The organism is Streptomyces sp. NPDC017529 (assembly GCF_044329785.1).
In the GTDB taxonomy this organism is placed as follows: domain Bacteria; phylum Actinomycetota; class Actinomycetes; order Streptomycetales; family Streptomycetaceae; genus Streptomyces.
In genome coordinates this window covers 1-13,940 of the sequence record NZ_JBIRJY010000020.1, presented here as the reverse complement: position 1 = coordinate 13,940, position 13,940 = coordinate 1, and the positions used below count along the sequence as shown (strand labels likewise).

General features: G+C 70.9%; 17 protein-coding genes. 9 read left to right on the top strand and 8 right to left on the bottom strand.

Features of this window, described 5'->3' with window-relative positions:
• Positions 1-137: 137 nt before the first annotated feature.
• The 4 genes from ACH4K4_RS32345 to ACH4K4_RS32330 all read right to left on the bottom strand — a co-directional run bounded on the left by ACH4K4_RS32345 (position 138) and on the right by ACH4K4_RS32330 (position 3,079).
• Complete coding sequence (locus ACH4K4_RS32345; RefSeq protein WP_398172253.1) at positions 138-683, bottom strand: hypothetical protein; 546 nt, start codon at positions 681-683, stop codon at positions 138-140.
• Positions 684-856: 173 nt separating this feature from the next.
• Positions 857-1,066: a hypothetical protein gene (locus ACH4K4_RS32340; RefSeq protein ID WP_398172251.1), complete on the bottom strand. Its 210-nt coding sequence runs from the start codon at positions 1,064-1,066 to the stop codon at positions 857-859.
• A 237-nt stretch (positions 1,067-1,303) separates the two neighbouring features.
• A complete protein-coding gene (locus ACH4K4_RS32335) occupies positions 1,304-2,209 on the bottom strand; it encodes a hypothetical protein (protein WP_398172249.1) in 906 nt (301 codons plus the stop codon).
• A 96-nt stretch (positions 2,210-2,305) separates the two neighbouring features.
• Complete coding sequence (locus ACH4K4_RS32330) at positions 2,306-3,079, bottom strand: GntR family transcriptional regulator (protein ID WP_398172247.1); 774 nt, start codon at positions 3,077-3,079, stop codon at positions 2,306-2,308.
• A 113-nt stretch (positions 3,080-3,192) separates the two neighbouring features.
• Here ACH4K4_RS32330 and ACH4K4_RS32325 point away from each other — a divergent pair, with 113 nt between their 5' ends.
• The 8 genes from ACH4K4_RS32325 to ACH4K4_RS32290 all read left to right on the top strand — a co-directional run bounded on the left by ACH4K4_RS32325 (position 3,193) and on the right by ACH4K4_RS32290 (position 9,916).
• Positions 3,193-3,465, top strand: a complete 273-nt coding sequence (locus tag ACH4K4_RS32325; protein ID WP_398172245.1) for a hypothetical protein — start codon at positions 3,193-3,195, stop codon at positions 3,463-3,465.
• Positions 3,462-4,595 carry a diaminopimelate epimerase gene (dapF, locus tag ACH4K4_RS32320; RefSeq protein ID WP_398172243.1) on the top strand — a complete coding sequence of 378 codons (1,134 nt, stop codon included), beginning with the start codon at positions 3,462-3,464 and terminating at the stop codon, positions 4,593-4,595. Before ACH4K4_RS32325 ends, dapF begins: the two co-directional genes overlap by 4 nt.
• A 556-nt stretch (positions 4,596-5,151) precedes the next feature.
• Complete coding sequence (tap, locus tag ACH4K4_RS32315) at positions 5,152-7,266, top strand: telomere-associated protein Tap (protein ID WP_398172241.1); 2,115 nt, start codon at positions 5,152-5,154, stop codon at positions 7,264-7,266.
• A gap of 4 nt (positions 7,267-7,270) precedes the next feature.
• Entirely contained in the window at positions 7,271-7,828 is a 558-nt protein-coding gene (tpg, locus tag ACH4K4_RS32310) for a telomere-protecting terminal protein Tpg (RefSeq protein WP_398172239.1), read from the top strand.
• Positions 7,829-7,843: 15 nt separating this feature from the next.
• Positions 7,844-8,425, top strand: a complete 582-nt coding sequence (locus tag ACH4K4_RS32305) for a hypothetical protein (protein WP_398172237.1) — start codon at positions 7,844-7,846, stop codon at positions 8,423-8,425.
• Between the two features lie 75 nt (positions 8,426-8,500).
• On the top strand, positions 8,501-8,806 hold the full coding sequence (locus ACH4K4_RS32300; protein WP_398172435.1) for a DUF6247 family protein: 306 nt from the start codon (positions 8,501-8,503) through the stop codon (positions 8,804-8,806).
• On the top strand, positions 8,803-9,066 hold the full coding sequence (locus ACH4K4_RS32295) for a hypothetical protein (protein ID WP_398172235.1): 264 nt from the start codon (positions 8,803-8,805) through the stop codon (positions 9,064-9,066). Before ACH4K4_RS32300 ends, ACH4K4_RS32295 begins: the two co-directional genes overlap by 4 nt.
• A 154-nt stretch (positions 9,067-9,220) precedes the next feature.
• Positions 9,221-9,916, top strand: a complete 696-nt coding sequence (locus tag ACH4K4_RS32290; RefSeq protein ID WP_398172233.1) for a hypothetical protein — start codon at positions 9,221-9,223, stop codon at positions 9,914-9,916.
• A 12-nt stretch (positions 9,917-9,928) separates the two neighbouring features.
• On the opposite strand, the gene ACH4K4_RS32285 is transcribed toward ACH4K4_RS32290, so the two are convergent.
• On the bottom strand, positions 9,929-10,222 hold the full coding sequence (locus ACH4K4_RS32285) for a hypothetical protein (protein ID WP_398172231.1): 294 nt from the start codon (positions 10,220-10,222) through the stop codon (positions 9,929-9,931).
• A gap of 105 nt (positions 10,223-10,327) precedes the next feature.
• The gene (locus ACH4K4_RS32280; protein ID WP_398172229.1) at positions 10,328-10,600 is read right to left on the bottom strand and encodes a hypothetical protein; all 273 of its coding nucleotides are present in this window, start codon (positions 10,598-10,600) and stop codon (positions 10,328-10,330) included.
• 241 nt (positions 10,601-10,841) lie between these two features.
• Between ACH4K4_RS32280 and ACH4K4_RS32275 the strand changes: the two genes are divergently transcribed.
• Positions 10,842-11,219, top strand: a complete 378-nt coding sequence (locus ACH4K4_RS32275; RefSeq protein WP_398172227.1) for a hypothetical protein — start codon at positions 10,842-10,844, stop codon at positions 11,217-11,219.
• Positions 11,220-11,630: 411 nt separating this feature from the next.
• On the opposite strand, the gene ACH4K4_RS32270 is transcribed toward ACH4K4_RS32275, so the two are convergent.
• Positions 11,631-12,047, bottom strand: a complete 417-nt coding sequence (locus ACH4K4_RS32270; protein ID WP_398172225.1) for a hypothetical protein — start codon at positions 12,045-12,047, stop codon at positions 11,631-11,633.
• Positions 12,041-12,682, bottom strand: coding sequence for a replication/maintenance protein RepL (locus tag ACH4K4_RS32265; RefSeq protein WP_398172223.1), 642 nt, complete (start codon positions 12,680-12,682; stop codon positions 12,041-12,043). The genes ACH4K4_RS32270 and ACH4K4_RS32265 overlap by 7 nt, the downstream gene beginning before the upstream one ends.
• Between the last annotated feature and the right edge of the window lie 1,258 nt (positions 12,683-13,940).

Below are 13,940 nucleotides of genomic sequence, written 5' to 3'. Positions count from 1 at the left end.
TTCGGTCGGTCCTGCCGCTGCGGCCCCGGGGCCCTGGCGAACGCAGCTAGGTGATCATGCGCGCTCATGTGCCGCTGCACTCACCGCGCCCGCGGAACCTCGCCGACGGTGACGGGGAAGACGCCCGGCCTGGCCCTTCAGCGCGCCATGACCAGCTTGCCTGCGGATGGTGGAGAGGTGTGCATGAGCCAGGCGACGGCGACTTGCTTCGGGGTCGGAATCCACCCGAGGTCGCTGGCGTGGAGCCGGGCGTAGTCCGCTACCGCCGCCCGCAGTTGGGGATCCACCCGTGCGGCGACGATGGTCATGTCCTCGCGGGGCAACTGGTGCTTGGGTTTGGGTGGGCGGAAGGCTCCGGTCAGAAAGCGGAGGTAGCCGTCCTCGATCCTCTCCTGCCACGGGCTGTCCTGGAGCTCGTCGAACAACGCGAGCGACATGTACAGCGATAAATGCGGCTCTGATGCTTCTCTGCGGCTGGCGGCCGCATCGACGATCGAGGTGCTGCGACGGGGCGGGGCAGGGGGAGCCACCGGGCTTGGCCTCGACTGTGGAACAGCTGACGGCTTCGGGTGCCCGCTGTCGGATACGGCGGCCTGCCACAGGGCATCGAAGCGGTCGACTTCCTGCTCGGGGGTGGTTCCCCGGGCGCGAGTGCCGAGCGATTCCACCAGGGCGTCGACCACCTCCCAGCGCGGCAGCCGACCGCTGCTGAACGCGTCGTGCAGGCGGCTGCGGGAGACCCCTCCTCCCAAGTCCCTGGCCAGTTCGGACAGTGTGGGGCGCCCCGCTCGCAGATGAAGTGCGTGTAAGGCGTCAATGAGGCTTTTCAGAGGCCCTTCGGGCAACTGCGGCCGTTTCAGTTCTCCAGGCCGTCCCACAACAGCTCCCCCTTCGCTGTCCAGAACCGTCCAGAACTGTCCGCCAGCATGTCATCTCGTCCGGAGGTGGCACAGAGCGTCCTGAGCCGTGGCAAGGCGTTCTGCGGCACCAAGGCACGGTGCAGCGTGGTGGCCTGGCACCGGCGGAGTGCCGCGACGAGAAATGGGGCCTCAGTGCGGGACGTCATGAACCTTCTGGTGGAGGGCTTGCTCACTCAGCTTCCGGCGCAGCTGGCCGGAGCCGCTGTTCTGGCTGGAGCTGCCGCTGGACGGCGGGCCTGGCGCCGCCGGACCGCAGCCGGCGGACACTCGGCGCAGAGGAGCCCGGACGCCAAGTCGGGCCCGGGTGCCGAGGAATGAGCACGGCCGGGTGCGCGAAGGCCCGGCGTGTGCCGGGCCTTCGCGGTCGGAGAGAAGCGGTGCGCCTACAGGGTGTCGATGGTCTGGCGGATGCGGGTCTCGTCCCAGCCGGCGTCGAGCAGCGGGCGGGCGGCGGCTTCGAAGGTGCGCAGGGCCGCGGGGGCGGCTTCGGCGCCGTTGCCCCAGGCGGACTCGAAGCGTTCGATCCACCGGTCGACGGACTTGAAGTGCACGGTGGAGCGGCCCTTGGTGTAGTCGGCGTCGCCTTGCTCGTCTTCGACAAGGGCGGCGGCCGCGGCGATGATGATGACGTCCACCGCCTGGTCGGCGCGCAGCCGGTCTCTGACGGCAAGTCCGCAGGTCACGCCCATGTCCCGGTGGTAGGTGACGAGGTTGAGCAGGCCCCGGACGTACTCCTCGCGGGCGAGGTCGCGTTCGTAGGCGATGAAGAGCCGGTTGACGGTGCCGCCGGCGTCCAGCAGCTGCCGGTTGGCGCTGAGGTATTCGCGGCGGCGGGTCAAAAGGCTCGGGTCGGTGGTCAGGTCGCTGGCGAGGATCCGCTGCGGCTGGGACTGCGACTCCAGCAGGGTGTTGACCAGCATGACCGACAGGCGGGGGACTTCGCTGGCGTAGACCTGCATGTGGCCGTCGGCGACGGCGCTGTAGTCGGAGACCAGCTCGCGCTCGAGCTTCGCGCGGACCAGGTCGTAGTAGTGCGCGTCATCCATGTCCCGCAGGCTATTGGTCCGCCGCAGCGTAATGAAGCGCTTGCGCAGCCAGATGTGCGAGGCGACCAGCAGCATCACGATGACCGTCTCGGCGACCAGCAGCACGTTCTTGGTGGTGCCGCGTGCGGTCAGCCACGCGACGATCGGCGTGACGATGCCGACCAGGCCGATCAGGTTCGTGAGCGCGGGTGACGCTAAGGCGTCGACCGTCCGGCCCGCGGAGCCGCTGCGCGGTGCAGCCATGGATCCCGTCCCCTCCCTACAGCCCGTGCGGGCCGTGACGTTGTTGATGACCAGCCGTCCCGCCCCGGGCAGGAGCGGGCCCCGCCCCTGCCGGCGTCAGGGGCGGGGTACCGGCTCCAGCGGGATGTCGTAGGTGATGTCCCAGCGCTCGGCCGGGACCAGGATGTCCGCGGTCTCCACCGGCCGGCCGCCGCTGTCGTAGTGCGTGCGCTCGATCAGCACCCCCTGCGCCCCCGCGGTGGTCCCGAGCAGCTGCGCCGTCTCGCGGCTGAGCTGGGCCGGGCGCGGCACCTCGGTGACGCGCGTGACGGTGATGCCGATCTGGGCCATCCGCTCGGCCACGCCCCGGCCGGCCAGCGGCCCGCCCTCGGGCAGCACCACCGGGGTGCCGGCGGTCAGGGCGTACGGCTCCCAGCTGGTGGCGGTCAGCACGCACCGGCGCTCGGCCAGGACCTCGTACTCGGTGCGCACGCACAGCTCCCCGGCCTCGATGCCCAGCCGGGCGGCGATGGCGGCCGGGGCCGCGACCTTGGCGGTGCTCTCGGACTCCAGGCCGGTGGGGGAGCCGGCCGGGGTGAGCCCGAGGCGGCCGGGCGCGGCACCACCGGCCGTCAGGGTGCGCGGCAGAAGGTGGCGCTCACGCGGGGCGCGGACGTAGGTGCCGCGGCCGCGGCCGCGGAAGCTCTCCAACAGCCCCTCGGCGAGGACGGTCTCCACGGCCTGGCGGACGGTGTTCTCGCCGACACCGAACTCGGCGGCCAGCCCCGGCCGGTTGGGGAGCTTGTGGCCGGACGGCCAGGTGCCGTCGGCGATGCGCTCGCGGATGGCCTGGGCGACGCGCAGGTAGCCGGCCTCCTGGCGGTCAGCCATACATCTCCTCGCCCGGGGTCTTGATGAAACGGATTGACAATTTAGTCCACCAATAAAAAAATGGGGGACCAATAAGAGCGCGCAGTAATCACCGCTATCCGAATGTGGGTGCCGTGGGCTCCGACCGCCACCACAAGGCCGCCATCCGTACCGCGGCCGCCACCGCAGCCCGGCAGCTCACCGAGCTGACCGGCACCCCCGCCCGCCTCCAGGACGAGGCTGACGCCGTCCGCATCGAAGCCGACGTCACCGACAACGCCTTATCCCACTGGCCCCGCCTGCTGGCCGTCCTGGACCTCGGCACCGAATACGGCGTCACCACCGGACCCGACGGACAAGTCGCCTGGCTGCGCATCGCGCTACGAGACAAAGGCCCCCGACCATGACCCCCGACATCCAGCCCCTCGCCGCACCCTTCGCCAAGGGACACGGCTGCCAGAACTCCTTCCTCGTCCTGCCCGACCCCCACAGCCGGCTCCGCCTGACCGCCGCCGACGTCCGCCGCCTGACCGACCCCCACGCCGGCGCCGGAGCCGACGGCATCCTGCGCGCCGTCCACTGCACCCACACCCCCGAAGCCACCGCGATGGCCGCCGACGCCGAGTGGTTCATGGACTACCGCAACGCCGACGGCAGCCCCGGCCAGATGTGCGGCAACGGCATCCGCGTCCTGGCCCGCTACCTCGTCGACACCGGCCTCTGCCCGCCAGGCCCGCTGCCCATCGCCACCCGCGCAGGCCTGCGCCACACCCACGTCCCCACGCGGCGCCACGACTTCCACGGCCCGGTCACCGTGGCCATGGGCACCCCGTATTTCCCCGGACCGGACCGCATCATCGTCACCACCGCCGGACGAAGCTGGCGCGCCACCCACGTCGACATGGGCAACCCCCACGCCGTCGTCTTCACCGAGAACCTCACTGACGCCGGCGACCTGCGCACCGCGCCCGCCGTCGACCCGGCCGACGCCTACCCCCACGGCGTGACCACCGAGTTCGTCACCGCCCTCGGACCGCGGCACCTGGCGCTGCGCGTGTACGAACGCGGCGTCGGCGAGACCCGCGCCTGCGGCACCGGCGCCTGCGCCGCCGTCGCCGCCCACCGCCGCCGCACCGGCCAGACCGGCGCCGCCGAGTACCGCGTCGACCTCCCCGGCGGGCGCCTGGCCATATCCGCTGCGGCCGACAGCACCATGGCCCTGACCGGCCCGGCCGTCATCACCGTTCAGGGCACCCTTCGCCTGCCCCGTTCCGAGGCGGCTGCCGCGGCCGCCCGCGCCTGCGAAGCGGCCGAGTTCTCCAGCGAGCCGCCGATCTTGGGCTCACCGGCTCGGGCCGGAACGCCCACGGGTACAGAGGGCGGCGGCCGCGAGGCCCACCTGCATGGGATCGATGAGGCCGGGTTCGAGGTAGCCAGCGGCCGCCACCACGACGAACGCGGCGACGCCACCGACTGCCCGCCACACCTCCCGGCGGCGTCCGGGCTCGCCAGCGGTCGGCTCGGTCGGCTCGGGTAAGGGCTGCTGATTACTGCTGTGGGTCATGACGTCCTTTTCGGTAGGGCGTGCGCAGGCACGCGGGCAACGAAGGCAGGCAGGATGCACGCCTGCGCTGCTTACGTCCCGGGCTCACGCCCGGGACAGCATCAGCGTCTGATCGGATGAGGAAGATCTGTTAGCGATCGGTCACCGGTCCGACTGGTCGCCCCGCCCTGTGCCGGCCGCGCGCCGAACGTCTCGCCGGGAAGGCCACGGCGGCGGCCGATGTCATGCCGTAGGCGACCGCGCGACGACGTGCCCGAGCCCGAGTCCCTGCCCCAGCCTCAGAAGGCCACGTGAAGAGACGGTCGATGGGAGCACACAGCGCCCGAAACAGATGACGCAGCGCGCTGACTCGTGAGCCTCACACCTTGTTTCCGCAGGTAGATGCAGTCCGAGGCGAGCCTGGGAGCTGTGAGCAGGGCTGCGCCGACATGTCGGGTGCCGTCCACACGGACAGACCCAAACGGGTTACATGAGTGGGTTAAATCTGAGGGCAAGCACTGCTAGAGTTGAGACACGAAGGGAGATTGGCATGGCATCCGAGGAAGAGCTGTTTGCATCGGTCGATGCCCTGCTGGAGGAGGAGCCGCAGCTCCCGCCCCCGGCGGAGCGGGCCCGGCTGCGCGAGGCCGCCGGCATCACCCAGGCCCGCCTGGCGGTCGCACTGAAGACATCGACGCAGAGCATCAAGAACTGGGAGAACGGCCGCTCCGAACCGAAGGAGCCGCGCCTGTCGGCGTACCAGCGGCTGCTGAAGGGCTGGGCCGAGAAGCACCCCGCCCACGGCGCCCCCACCGCTCCGGTCCCGGTCGCGCCACAGCCGGTAGCGCCGGAGACGTTCTCAGGCCCGACCATGCCCGAGACGAAGACCGCCGCACCGGTGAACGATCCTGCCGCGCCGACCGCGCCCGAGCGTGCTGCCCGTCCGGCCTCGCGCCCGGCGACATCGTCGCGGCGCCCGGCCGCGAAGAAGGCGGTGAAGCCCGCGACCGACCCGCGCTTCCCCCACGGCCCGCTCGCCGTCCTCGATGGCGACGGTTCCGCGTATGGCGTCGACGGCCTGGTGCTGGACTGCCCGGCGACCACGGTGGTGGAGCTGGTGGAGTGGACCCTGCGCGAGTCCGGCCTCGGCGCCGCCCGGCTGCACCGCCACGGCAAGGACGCCGACCCGCTCATCGTCCTGACGGCGGCCGCGGCCGCGAAGCTCGGACTGCCCGAACGCCTCGAGGACCGGCGCGGTCTGCGCCTGCCCGAGGACCACCCGGTCGTCAAGCAGGTGTTGAAGGCGCGCTGGCAGCTCACCCAGCGCGGCTTCGGGCCGTGGGCGCGGATCTACCGCAAGGCCCTGGGCCGCGAGCGGCAGTGCGTGCAGCTGGCGATCCTGCCGTGGGACGCGCTCGACTCCCGCTCCTGGCCCGGCGTCGCTCAGATGGAGCCGGCCGACGTCGCCCGCGTCCTCGGTGTCTACGCCCAGCGGGTCATCACCCCGCGCGGCGGCACGGCGGTCAACGGCCTGGAGTTGATGACCGCGCTGCGCCCGCCGACCCGGCCGGTGCGCGATGAGGAGACTGGCAACTGGGTGTCCGGCCTCAACCCGGGCTCGCTGGGTACGGAGCCGATGGACCCGGCGCCGCCGGAGGGTCAGCCCGAGCACCCGGCGATCTACCACTCCGGGTGGAAGGGCGGCTTCCTGCGCGAGGAGGCGTACCAGTGGGTGCGGTCGGTGGACACGCTTACCGATGAGGAGTGCCTGCTGCCCTTCGCGGTGGGCCTGGACCTGAACACGGCGTTTTTGGCGGCCGCTGCGAGGCTGTCGGTCGGTCTGTCGGAGCCGGTGCACTTCGTGAACCCGCCGTTCAACCCGAAGATCCCGGGCTCGTGGCTGGTCGACCTGTCCGGCATCGAGCTGGATCCGCGTCTTCCGTCACCGTTCACACCGGACGGCACCCGCCCGACCGGTCCGGCCTGGTACCAGACGCACACCGTCGCCTACGCCCAGGAGCTCGGCTACAACGTCGCCCCGATCGAGGCGTACCTGCGCAAGGAAACCGGCGCGTACCTGGACCCGTGGCACGACCGCCTCAAGACCGCGTACGTCGACACCCTCGCCGACCTGGGCGTCACCAAGGACCTCAGCGACATCGAGTTCCTGGCGGCGATGGAGCGGCACAAGGACGTCGACCCGGCGATGGCTGCCGTGCTGGCCGCGATCAAGGGCACGGTCAAGGGCGGCATCGGGAAGCTGTTCGAGAACCCGCAGGGCAAGAACTACAAGGAGGGCGAGCCGTGGCCGGCCATGATGCGGCCGACCTGGCGCCCCGACATCCGCGCCGCGGTCATCTCCAAGGCGCGGGTCAACATGCACCGCAAGCTGCTGAACATGTCCCGGATGACGGGCCTGTTCCCGCTCGCCGTGCTCTCCGACTGCGTCGTCTACCCGAGCCCCGGCAGCAGCCCGCTGGACTTCCTGCCGTACGCGGCCTCGGGCAAGCCGCAGCCGGGCGGGTTCCGCCTCGGGCCCACGCCGGGCCTGGCGAAGCTGGAGGGGGCCCAGGAGATGGCCTGGGCGGTCGACCTGATGGAGAAGGGGCTGAACCCGGCCCGCCACATCAAGGGTGGCGACGCCGTCCTGGACGAAGGGGAGTAGGGCCGTGGGGGAGATCGACGACGCGATTGAGCGGGCCGACCGCGAGGCGTTCACCAAGGACCCGCCCAAGACCCTCAAGGGGCAGATCGGGTTCCTGCTCAAGCAGTTCGGCAGCGCGAAGGCCGTCGCGGCGGAGATCGGGGTCACGGCCGACTCCGTGAACAGGTATCGGCGCGGCGCCCGGAAGCACGCTCGCGCCGACGTCGCCGCGAAGGTCGACGACGCCGTACGGCAGCGGTGGCAGCCGCTGGTGCGCAAGCGCCGGCAGAAGAAGGCGGCCACCACGGGCGGGATCACGGTGGAGACGCGGGCCCGGTTCGGCTACACCGCGCCGGTCGGCACGACCGACGACGGACGCTTCCGGCGCCTGACCGTGCACCTCCCTCCGGAGTACGCGCAGCGCCTGTTCGACGCCCGCGACGCGGGGGCCAGCGACCAGCAGATGCGCGGAATCATCGCCGAAGGATTCAAAGAAGTGTATTTCCAGGACGGCGGCGGCCGCGCTATGGGACTCTCGGACGTGGAAATCAACGACATCGATTACCTCGATCTGGATTACTGACCAGGAGCGAAAAGCGTGCCCACCGAATTTCCGGCCATCGACCGCGACAAGAGCCCGTTGCTCGATGCCGACCACGATGCTGTCCGCATCGCCGACGCGCTGCGCGCCAGCCCGCACATCACCTTCGTCGCCCCTGCCGCGCCCGGCGACGAGACGGTCTGGTTCCGCGACGCCGACGGCATCGGCTTCGAGCTGTCCCTAACCACCGTGGAGCCGGATTCCGGCGCTGACCGGGTGGCCTACGCCTGGGACGCCGTGGTCGCTGCGATCGGCAACCACCCGCACTTCATCCGCGCCGCCCTCGAACAGCCGTCCTTCGGGCCGCTCAACCTCAACACCATCACCGCGCTCACCCGCACCGGCAACGAGTACACGCTGACGCTGACCGGCTCCCCGCGCCCCGGCCACGAGGAAGAGCCGGCCTCCCCGGCCGCCGCCGTCGCCTACGCCGCCGACCGGCTGCTGACCAGCGACCCGAGCGACTCAGAGCGGGCGACGGCCGAACTCCTCAACTACGTGGCCGCCAACTGGGACAAGCAGGACCTGCCGCTGCGTGAGCACGCCCAGGCCGTCGCCCGCGCCCTGCACACCCGGTAAGGGAATGTGCCCATGACCGCATCGACGGCCACCCGGCGCGCGTACCGTGAGGGGAGGACCCGCCGGGAGGACCAGATGAGCGCGCAGCCCGACCACGCCCCCGTCACGCCGTACGCCCCCGCGCCCGGGGCGCCGGCCGAACTCCTCGCCCAGCTGCGCGCCGACCGGCGCGCCGACACCTGGGTGCCGGCCTTCGAGCGGGAGTGGGCGGCCGCCCTCGAGGAATCGCGGCGCACGTTCACCCTCGGCGGGCTGTACGCGGTCGTCCAGGACTGGCAGGGCCGACTTGCCTCCGCCCCGGCCGTCGACGCGTTCGTCGCCTCCGGCTACGACGACAGCGACTTCATCGACATGGCGGAGCTCCGCGGGCGGCGCCGGTGACCGCACAGCAGCCGTACGCGGTCCGCTTCTCCGCCCCGGCCGCGAAGGTCCTCGACACCCTGCCCGAGCACGTCGAAGACATGGTGTGGGACGTCCTGGACGCCGCCGCGGCCGATCCGTGGGGCTTTCGGCAGTGGAACGCCAGCGACCCCGCGGGCGAGGACGTCCGCCACGCCTCCGTCGGCCGGCTCTCCCTCACCTACTGGATCAACCGGCCCATGCACCGCCTGTCCGTCCTCACCATCACCTGGCTCGGATAGCCACAGGTGGCCACGGCCGTTCCCGACCGTAGCCATGCCGCATCCACCGGTTGCCACCCGGGTAACAACACGTATTCGCTCGCAGTCGTCATCCGTTGCCGCAGCGCCGGGTAGCGTGCCGGGGACTGATCTAAACCCGGGGTGGGGAGTAGCGATGCGGTTTCCACGGTTCGATGAGCGCGGCCCGCTGACGACGAACGAGCTGGAGGCGCTGCGGTCGTTGAACGCGGCGTTCTTGACCGCGCGGTACGAGTTGCAGTCGGCGTGCGCTCTCTGGGACCGGCTTCAAAGCGGCGGTGACGTGGCCGAACTGCACGAGGCACACACGACATTCCCGTTCTACGGGCAGGCCATCCAGGAGATCGCGAGCGGCGCGAACGCGTACGAGCGGCATGTAGCGCTGACCGCCTGGCGGTACACGGCCGCGGCGGTCGTCTTGGGCGTCACCGTTCTGCAGCGCGTCGCGGAGGCGAAGCCGCCCTTGACGGCCGCGACGGTGGGGGAGCTTTGCCAGGAGCCAACGTTGGGTCGGCTGCACGAGGCGCTGTCGGCGCCGGTGGCCCACCTGCTGCCGAAGCGGGAACACGACCTCGTCGACGAGCGCACGCGCACAGCGGAGCGGTGGACTCGGGTGCGCGAGGGCGTGGACGGCGCGATCGACTTCGTGCTGGAGATCGCCGCAGACGAGAACGCGGCCCACCCCCGCACGAAGGACGAAGCCGCCGACTGTCTGCTGACTGAGCACTGCCCGCCCCACACCGACCCCACGTACCACGGCGTCCTGGAGCCACTGTTCCGGCTGGCGGAGGAAGTCCCGTTCAGCATCAGCCGGATCATCGCGCAGGGCTGAGTCCGCCGCGGCTCAGGCCTGCGGCGGCGCGCCGGGCAGCTCCCCGGAGAAGGCCCACCACTGCTCGATGGTCCACACGACGACGCTGGAGCGGTCGGTGGACATCCGCAGCCACACCTCCTCGCCGCCGGGCATGAGCGCCACCTCCAGGTGCGCCTCGTCCCACGTGCCTACCGGGTACATCCACTCGATACCGTCGGGCCACGTCCGCATCGCCACCGTGCGCACGCTCAGCGCCGCGGCGAAGGCGTCCAGCGCCGCCTTGGGTATCCGCACCTCCGCCGGCTCCCGCTCGATCCCCGCCACCCGGCCCCCTTCACCTCGTGCGGCGGGCGGGGCCCGCGCCCGCCCGCCGCGGATCAGCGTGACAGACCGCGCCCCGCACGGTGTCACGCTGTGAGGCTGGCAGGCTCACAGCCCGTTTTCCCAGGTAGACGCGCTGGCCTGTGAGGGTGTGAGGTGGGGATCGTGCCGGTGCTCCCGCACGCCCTGGTGGTGCCCGCCGGCCCGGAGGACGATGGAGTCGTGGGCGAGCAGCACGAGGGCCAGGAGCACGGCGCCGAACCGGCGCGGCCGCCGCTGACCGCGGCCCGCGCCCGGGAGATGACGGCCGGGCTGCGCGAGGCGATGGACGACGTCCGGCGCTCCGTGGCGGTGCTCGCCGCCCGGGTCCGCGACGCGCACGCCGCCCGCGTCTGGGTACCGCTCGGGCACGGCAGCTGGGAGTCGTACTGCCGGGCGGAGTTCGGCATCAGCCGCGCGCAGGCGTACCGGCTCCCTGGACGTCGCGCGCGCCCTGGCCGCGATCCACGGCGCGGTCACCGCCGGCCCCGAGACATCTCGCACGCGAGACACCGACCCCGGCGCCGCGGCCGCGCTCGACTACGGCCTGTCCCAGCGCGCCCTGATCGCCGTCTCCGGCCGCGTGGACGTCGTCGCGGAGCTGATCACCCGCCGACTCGCCGCGCTCGTCCACAGCGGCCTCCAGGCCCTCGATGACCCCACGGTGCGCGCCGTGGTCCGCCAGGCCGTCCGCACCGCGCCGTCCCCGGCGCCCGTCGAACCGGCGGCGGACCCGGCCGTCACCGCGCTGCGCGCCGTCGTCGACGAACTGGCGGCGTGCTCGCATCAGCTCGGGGAGCTGATGCTCGAAGTCGCCCCCGCGTACCTGTCCGACACCGCGGCCGCCGACGTCCTGGCCGTGCTGTGCGACGAGATCGGGGAGTCGGTCGACAACGGCCTTGCTGCCCGCCGCTACACGATCTCCGGCGACCGCCGCGCGCTGCACGGCACCGTGCTGTAGACGCTGCTCCTGGTGCTGCTGCCCGGTTGCTGCTCGTGCTCCGGTGGTAGTCGCCGGGTGCAGCAGAGCAGTCTCCAGGGTGCAGCGCAGCATTTGCATGGGCCGAGCGCCGCACGAGTAGCAGCCCGACCCGGCCGGTGCAGCACGGCCAGCTGCTGCACGCGCTGCTCGGGCCGTGCTGCACCCGGCCGCCGGCTCCTGTTCCGCAGGCTCCGGTATGACGGTGGGCCCGCTCCAGCGCTGCATAAGATCGCAGATCTGCGATGTTCCGGGCGGGATCTATGCACGGCTGCTGCATACAGCGCCGGGTGCGTGCCGCTCGGGCAGACGTGTGTGCCCCTGCCGCACATTCCTGTGCGGCAGGGGCACATTTCGCAGTCGGTCATCGCCTGAGGTTGATGACGGGCGGCGTCACCCGGCGGCGCGGACGGCCCGGAGCGGCTGGCTCTGGCGCTTGGGCGGCGCGGTCTCGTACAGCGGGGCGGTGATCTCGGGCAGTTCGCCGGCCTCGATGCGCTCGGCAGCTTCCTCGATCGCTTCCTCCAGCTCCTCCTGGGAGGCGTAGGAGGCGACGTAGGGGTGGAGGTAGTAGGTCCGGTACTTGCGGTCCTTGGGGCGCAGCACGAGGTTTCGGCTCTCCAGCAGCGCCATGGCGGTGTTCGCGGAGTTCCTGGACAGGCCCACGCGCGCCCCCAGCTCGGCCTGAGAGGCGTTCACCTCGCCCCCGGGCTCCTGGCGCTCGATGAGGGCGCTCAGCAGCTCCATGGCGGCCTTGGTGAGGTCGAGCCGGTACAGCATTCCGAAACCGGCGCTGGCCTGGATCAGCATGCCTGTTCCTCCCCGTCTTCGACACCGAGCTCCAGCTGCACGCTGCGCGGCGGCCGCGGGGCGTTGAGGGCGGGGAAGACGTCCTCGGGCAGCTTCCCGGTCTCCTTGTCGCGCAGCGCGTCCAGGATCTCACGCTGGACGTCTCCGTTGCCCTCGAACCCGAGCATCGGATTCACGAAGATCAGCCCGTTGTCGACGCGCTGGATCATGTGCCAGTGCTCGAGGCGGCCGATCGCCCGGGTGACGTTCGATCGCTCCACGCCGAGTTTGTCGGCGATCTTCTTGTGCGTGGCGCGCAGCCACCCTTCGCGCTGCCGGCCGATGCACCACAGGAGGACCGCGGACTGGATCGGTGACATGCCGTGCTGGGCGATGAGGACGGCCAGGACGTCGGCGAGGAAGTCGTTGGAGACGACGCTGTAGCCGGACCGGCCGTACATGTCGTGGGGCGCGCGGTACGTGTACCGGACGCTGACGTCCATCTGCTGCACCGCCCGCTTGCGGGTCGGCGGCTTGATGTCCTTCCCCAGCCTGGAGGACAGGGTCTCGCGGAAGGCGCTGTCACCACCGGGCGGAACGGCGGCGATACGGCCCTTGCCGCGGCCGGCGGAGGGGCGCTTGGGCTGGGGTGGCATCGACGGGGGTCCTGTCCTCGATCTTGTGGAGTACGTGCCGGACACTAGCAGTTGTTCAAGCCCAGTTGGCAGATTTGTACACGCTGGCGTGGCGCTTTGGTGTCGACGCCGACACACTGGATTCGAGCCGTACTCCCTGGGAACCAGCAGTGACCTGCAATGATCCGCACTTGTACAAGCCGGGTTGGCAAATATGGGTGTCGGTGTGGCACCGCGGGCACATTTCCGCAGGTCAATGTGTTGCGGCCGACACATCCCTCCTTGTAAACCCGCAGGTCAGAGCATGTTTCCACGAGGCGCTCTCTTTTCCCTAAGACGCACGCGCGCGCGAGGGCCGCACCAGGGCCTCCGCTTGCGCCCGTCCCACCGCCTCCGACGGCACCCATCACCAAAGCCACCAAGTGCGCACACCGTGGCCCCCCGCCCTCTGTGGCCGCCACCCGGCTTCACCGGCCTCCCACCTGCGCACCAAGCAACTCCGTGGCGGAGGCAGCTTCGCGTGCGGCTCCGCTACTCCGGCGCGGGTCGCGGAGAGCACCATCGGCTCTGAGTCTCGGGTGGTGCCGACCGTAACGCTCAACAAATGCGGAGGCGTGGCCGGTGCCGGTGGTGGGTTCCGCCGTACGGCCTGGCGGCCGAACGGCTCATGTACCTCCGCACGCCGAATTTCGGCATTCCCATATCGAGCTTCCGTTCTGTGGCTAAGCTGTTTAAGGCCGCGCGCTTCTGAATTCATCCGGTAAATTTTTGACAGGGGTCAAGGGTGGTGCAGCTGGAACCCAAACGCTACACAGCCTCGCTACCTGATGCATCACGGTGGCTGTGCATTCGCTCGCCCGGGTGATGCCTCACCACATTCCGCTCCACGGCGGGGGATTGGAGTGTATGCTGGCGGGGTACTGGTGAACGCGAGCGGCCGGTTTCGAGCGTGGGGGAGGGGTTCGGGTGGAGCGCAGCGGAGCCCGTCACTGCGTGCGGCCGTCATCCGATCAGGCCGACGGCCCGTCACACTCGTTGCGGGGGTAGTGCGCAATAACCCCAAGCCCTACACAGGCTCGCGCACGATGCACCTCCCCTCGTAGCCAGCCCAGGCAACCGCGCTTGCGCGGGTGCCTGCAATTCGCGCTTGCGCGAATTGCCCCGCCTTTAGAATTCCGCTTGCGGAATTCCATTCCGGCGCCTGCGCCGGAATCCGAATTGCGCTTGCGTAATTCGCGCTCTATGCCCCGGCTTGCCGGGGCATATCCCGCTCCGCGGG

Bases quoted from the DNA above. Each gene is read 5' to 3' on its own strand.
- ACH4K4_RS32340 (WP_398172251.1), bottom strand. From the start codon at position 1,066: ATGACGTCCCGCACTGAGGCCCCATTTCTCGTCGCGGCACTCCGCCGG.
- ACH4K4_RS32335 (WP_398172249.1), bottom strand. From the start codon at position 2,209: ATGGCTGCACCGCGCAGCGGCTCCGCGGGCCGGACGGTCGACGCCTTA.
- ACH4K4_RS32330 (WP_398172247.1), bottom strand. From the start codon at position 3,079: ATGGCTGACCGCCAGGAGGCCGGCTACCTGCGCGTCGCCCAGGCCATC.
- dapF (WP_398172243.1), top strand. From the start codon at position 3,462: ATGACCCCCGACATCCAGCCCCTCGCCGCACCCTTCGCCAAGGGACAC.
- tap (WP_398172241.1), top strand. From the start codon at position 5,152: ATGGCATCCGAGGAAGAGCTGTTTGCATCGGTCGATGCCCTGCTGGAG.
- ACH4K4_RS32300 (WP_398172435.1), top strand. From the start codon at position 8,501: ATGAGCGCGCAGCCCGACCACGCCCCCGTCACGCCGTACGCCCCCGCG.
- ACH4K4_RS32290 (WP_398172233.1), top strand. From the start codon at position 9,221: ATGCGGTTTCCACGGTTCGATGAGCGCGGCCCGCTGACGACGAACGAG.
- ACH4K4_RS32270 (WP_398172225.1), bottom strand. From the start codon at position 12,047: ATGCTGATCCAGGCCAGCGCCGGTTTCGGAATGCTGTACCGGCTCGAC.
- ACH4K4_RS32265 (WP_398172223.1), bottom strand. From the start codon at position 12,682: ATGCCACCCCAGCCCAAGCGCCCCTCCGCCGGCCGCGGCAAGGGCCGT.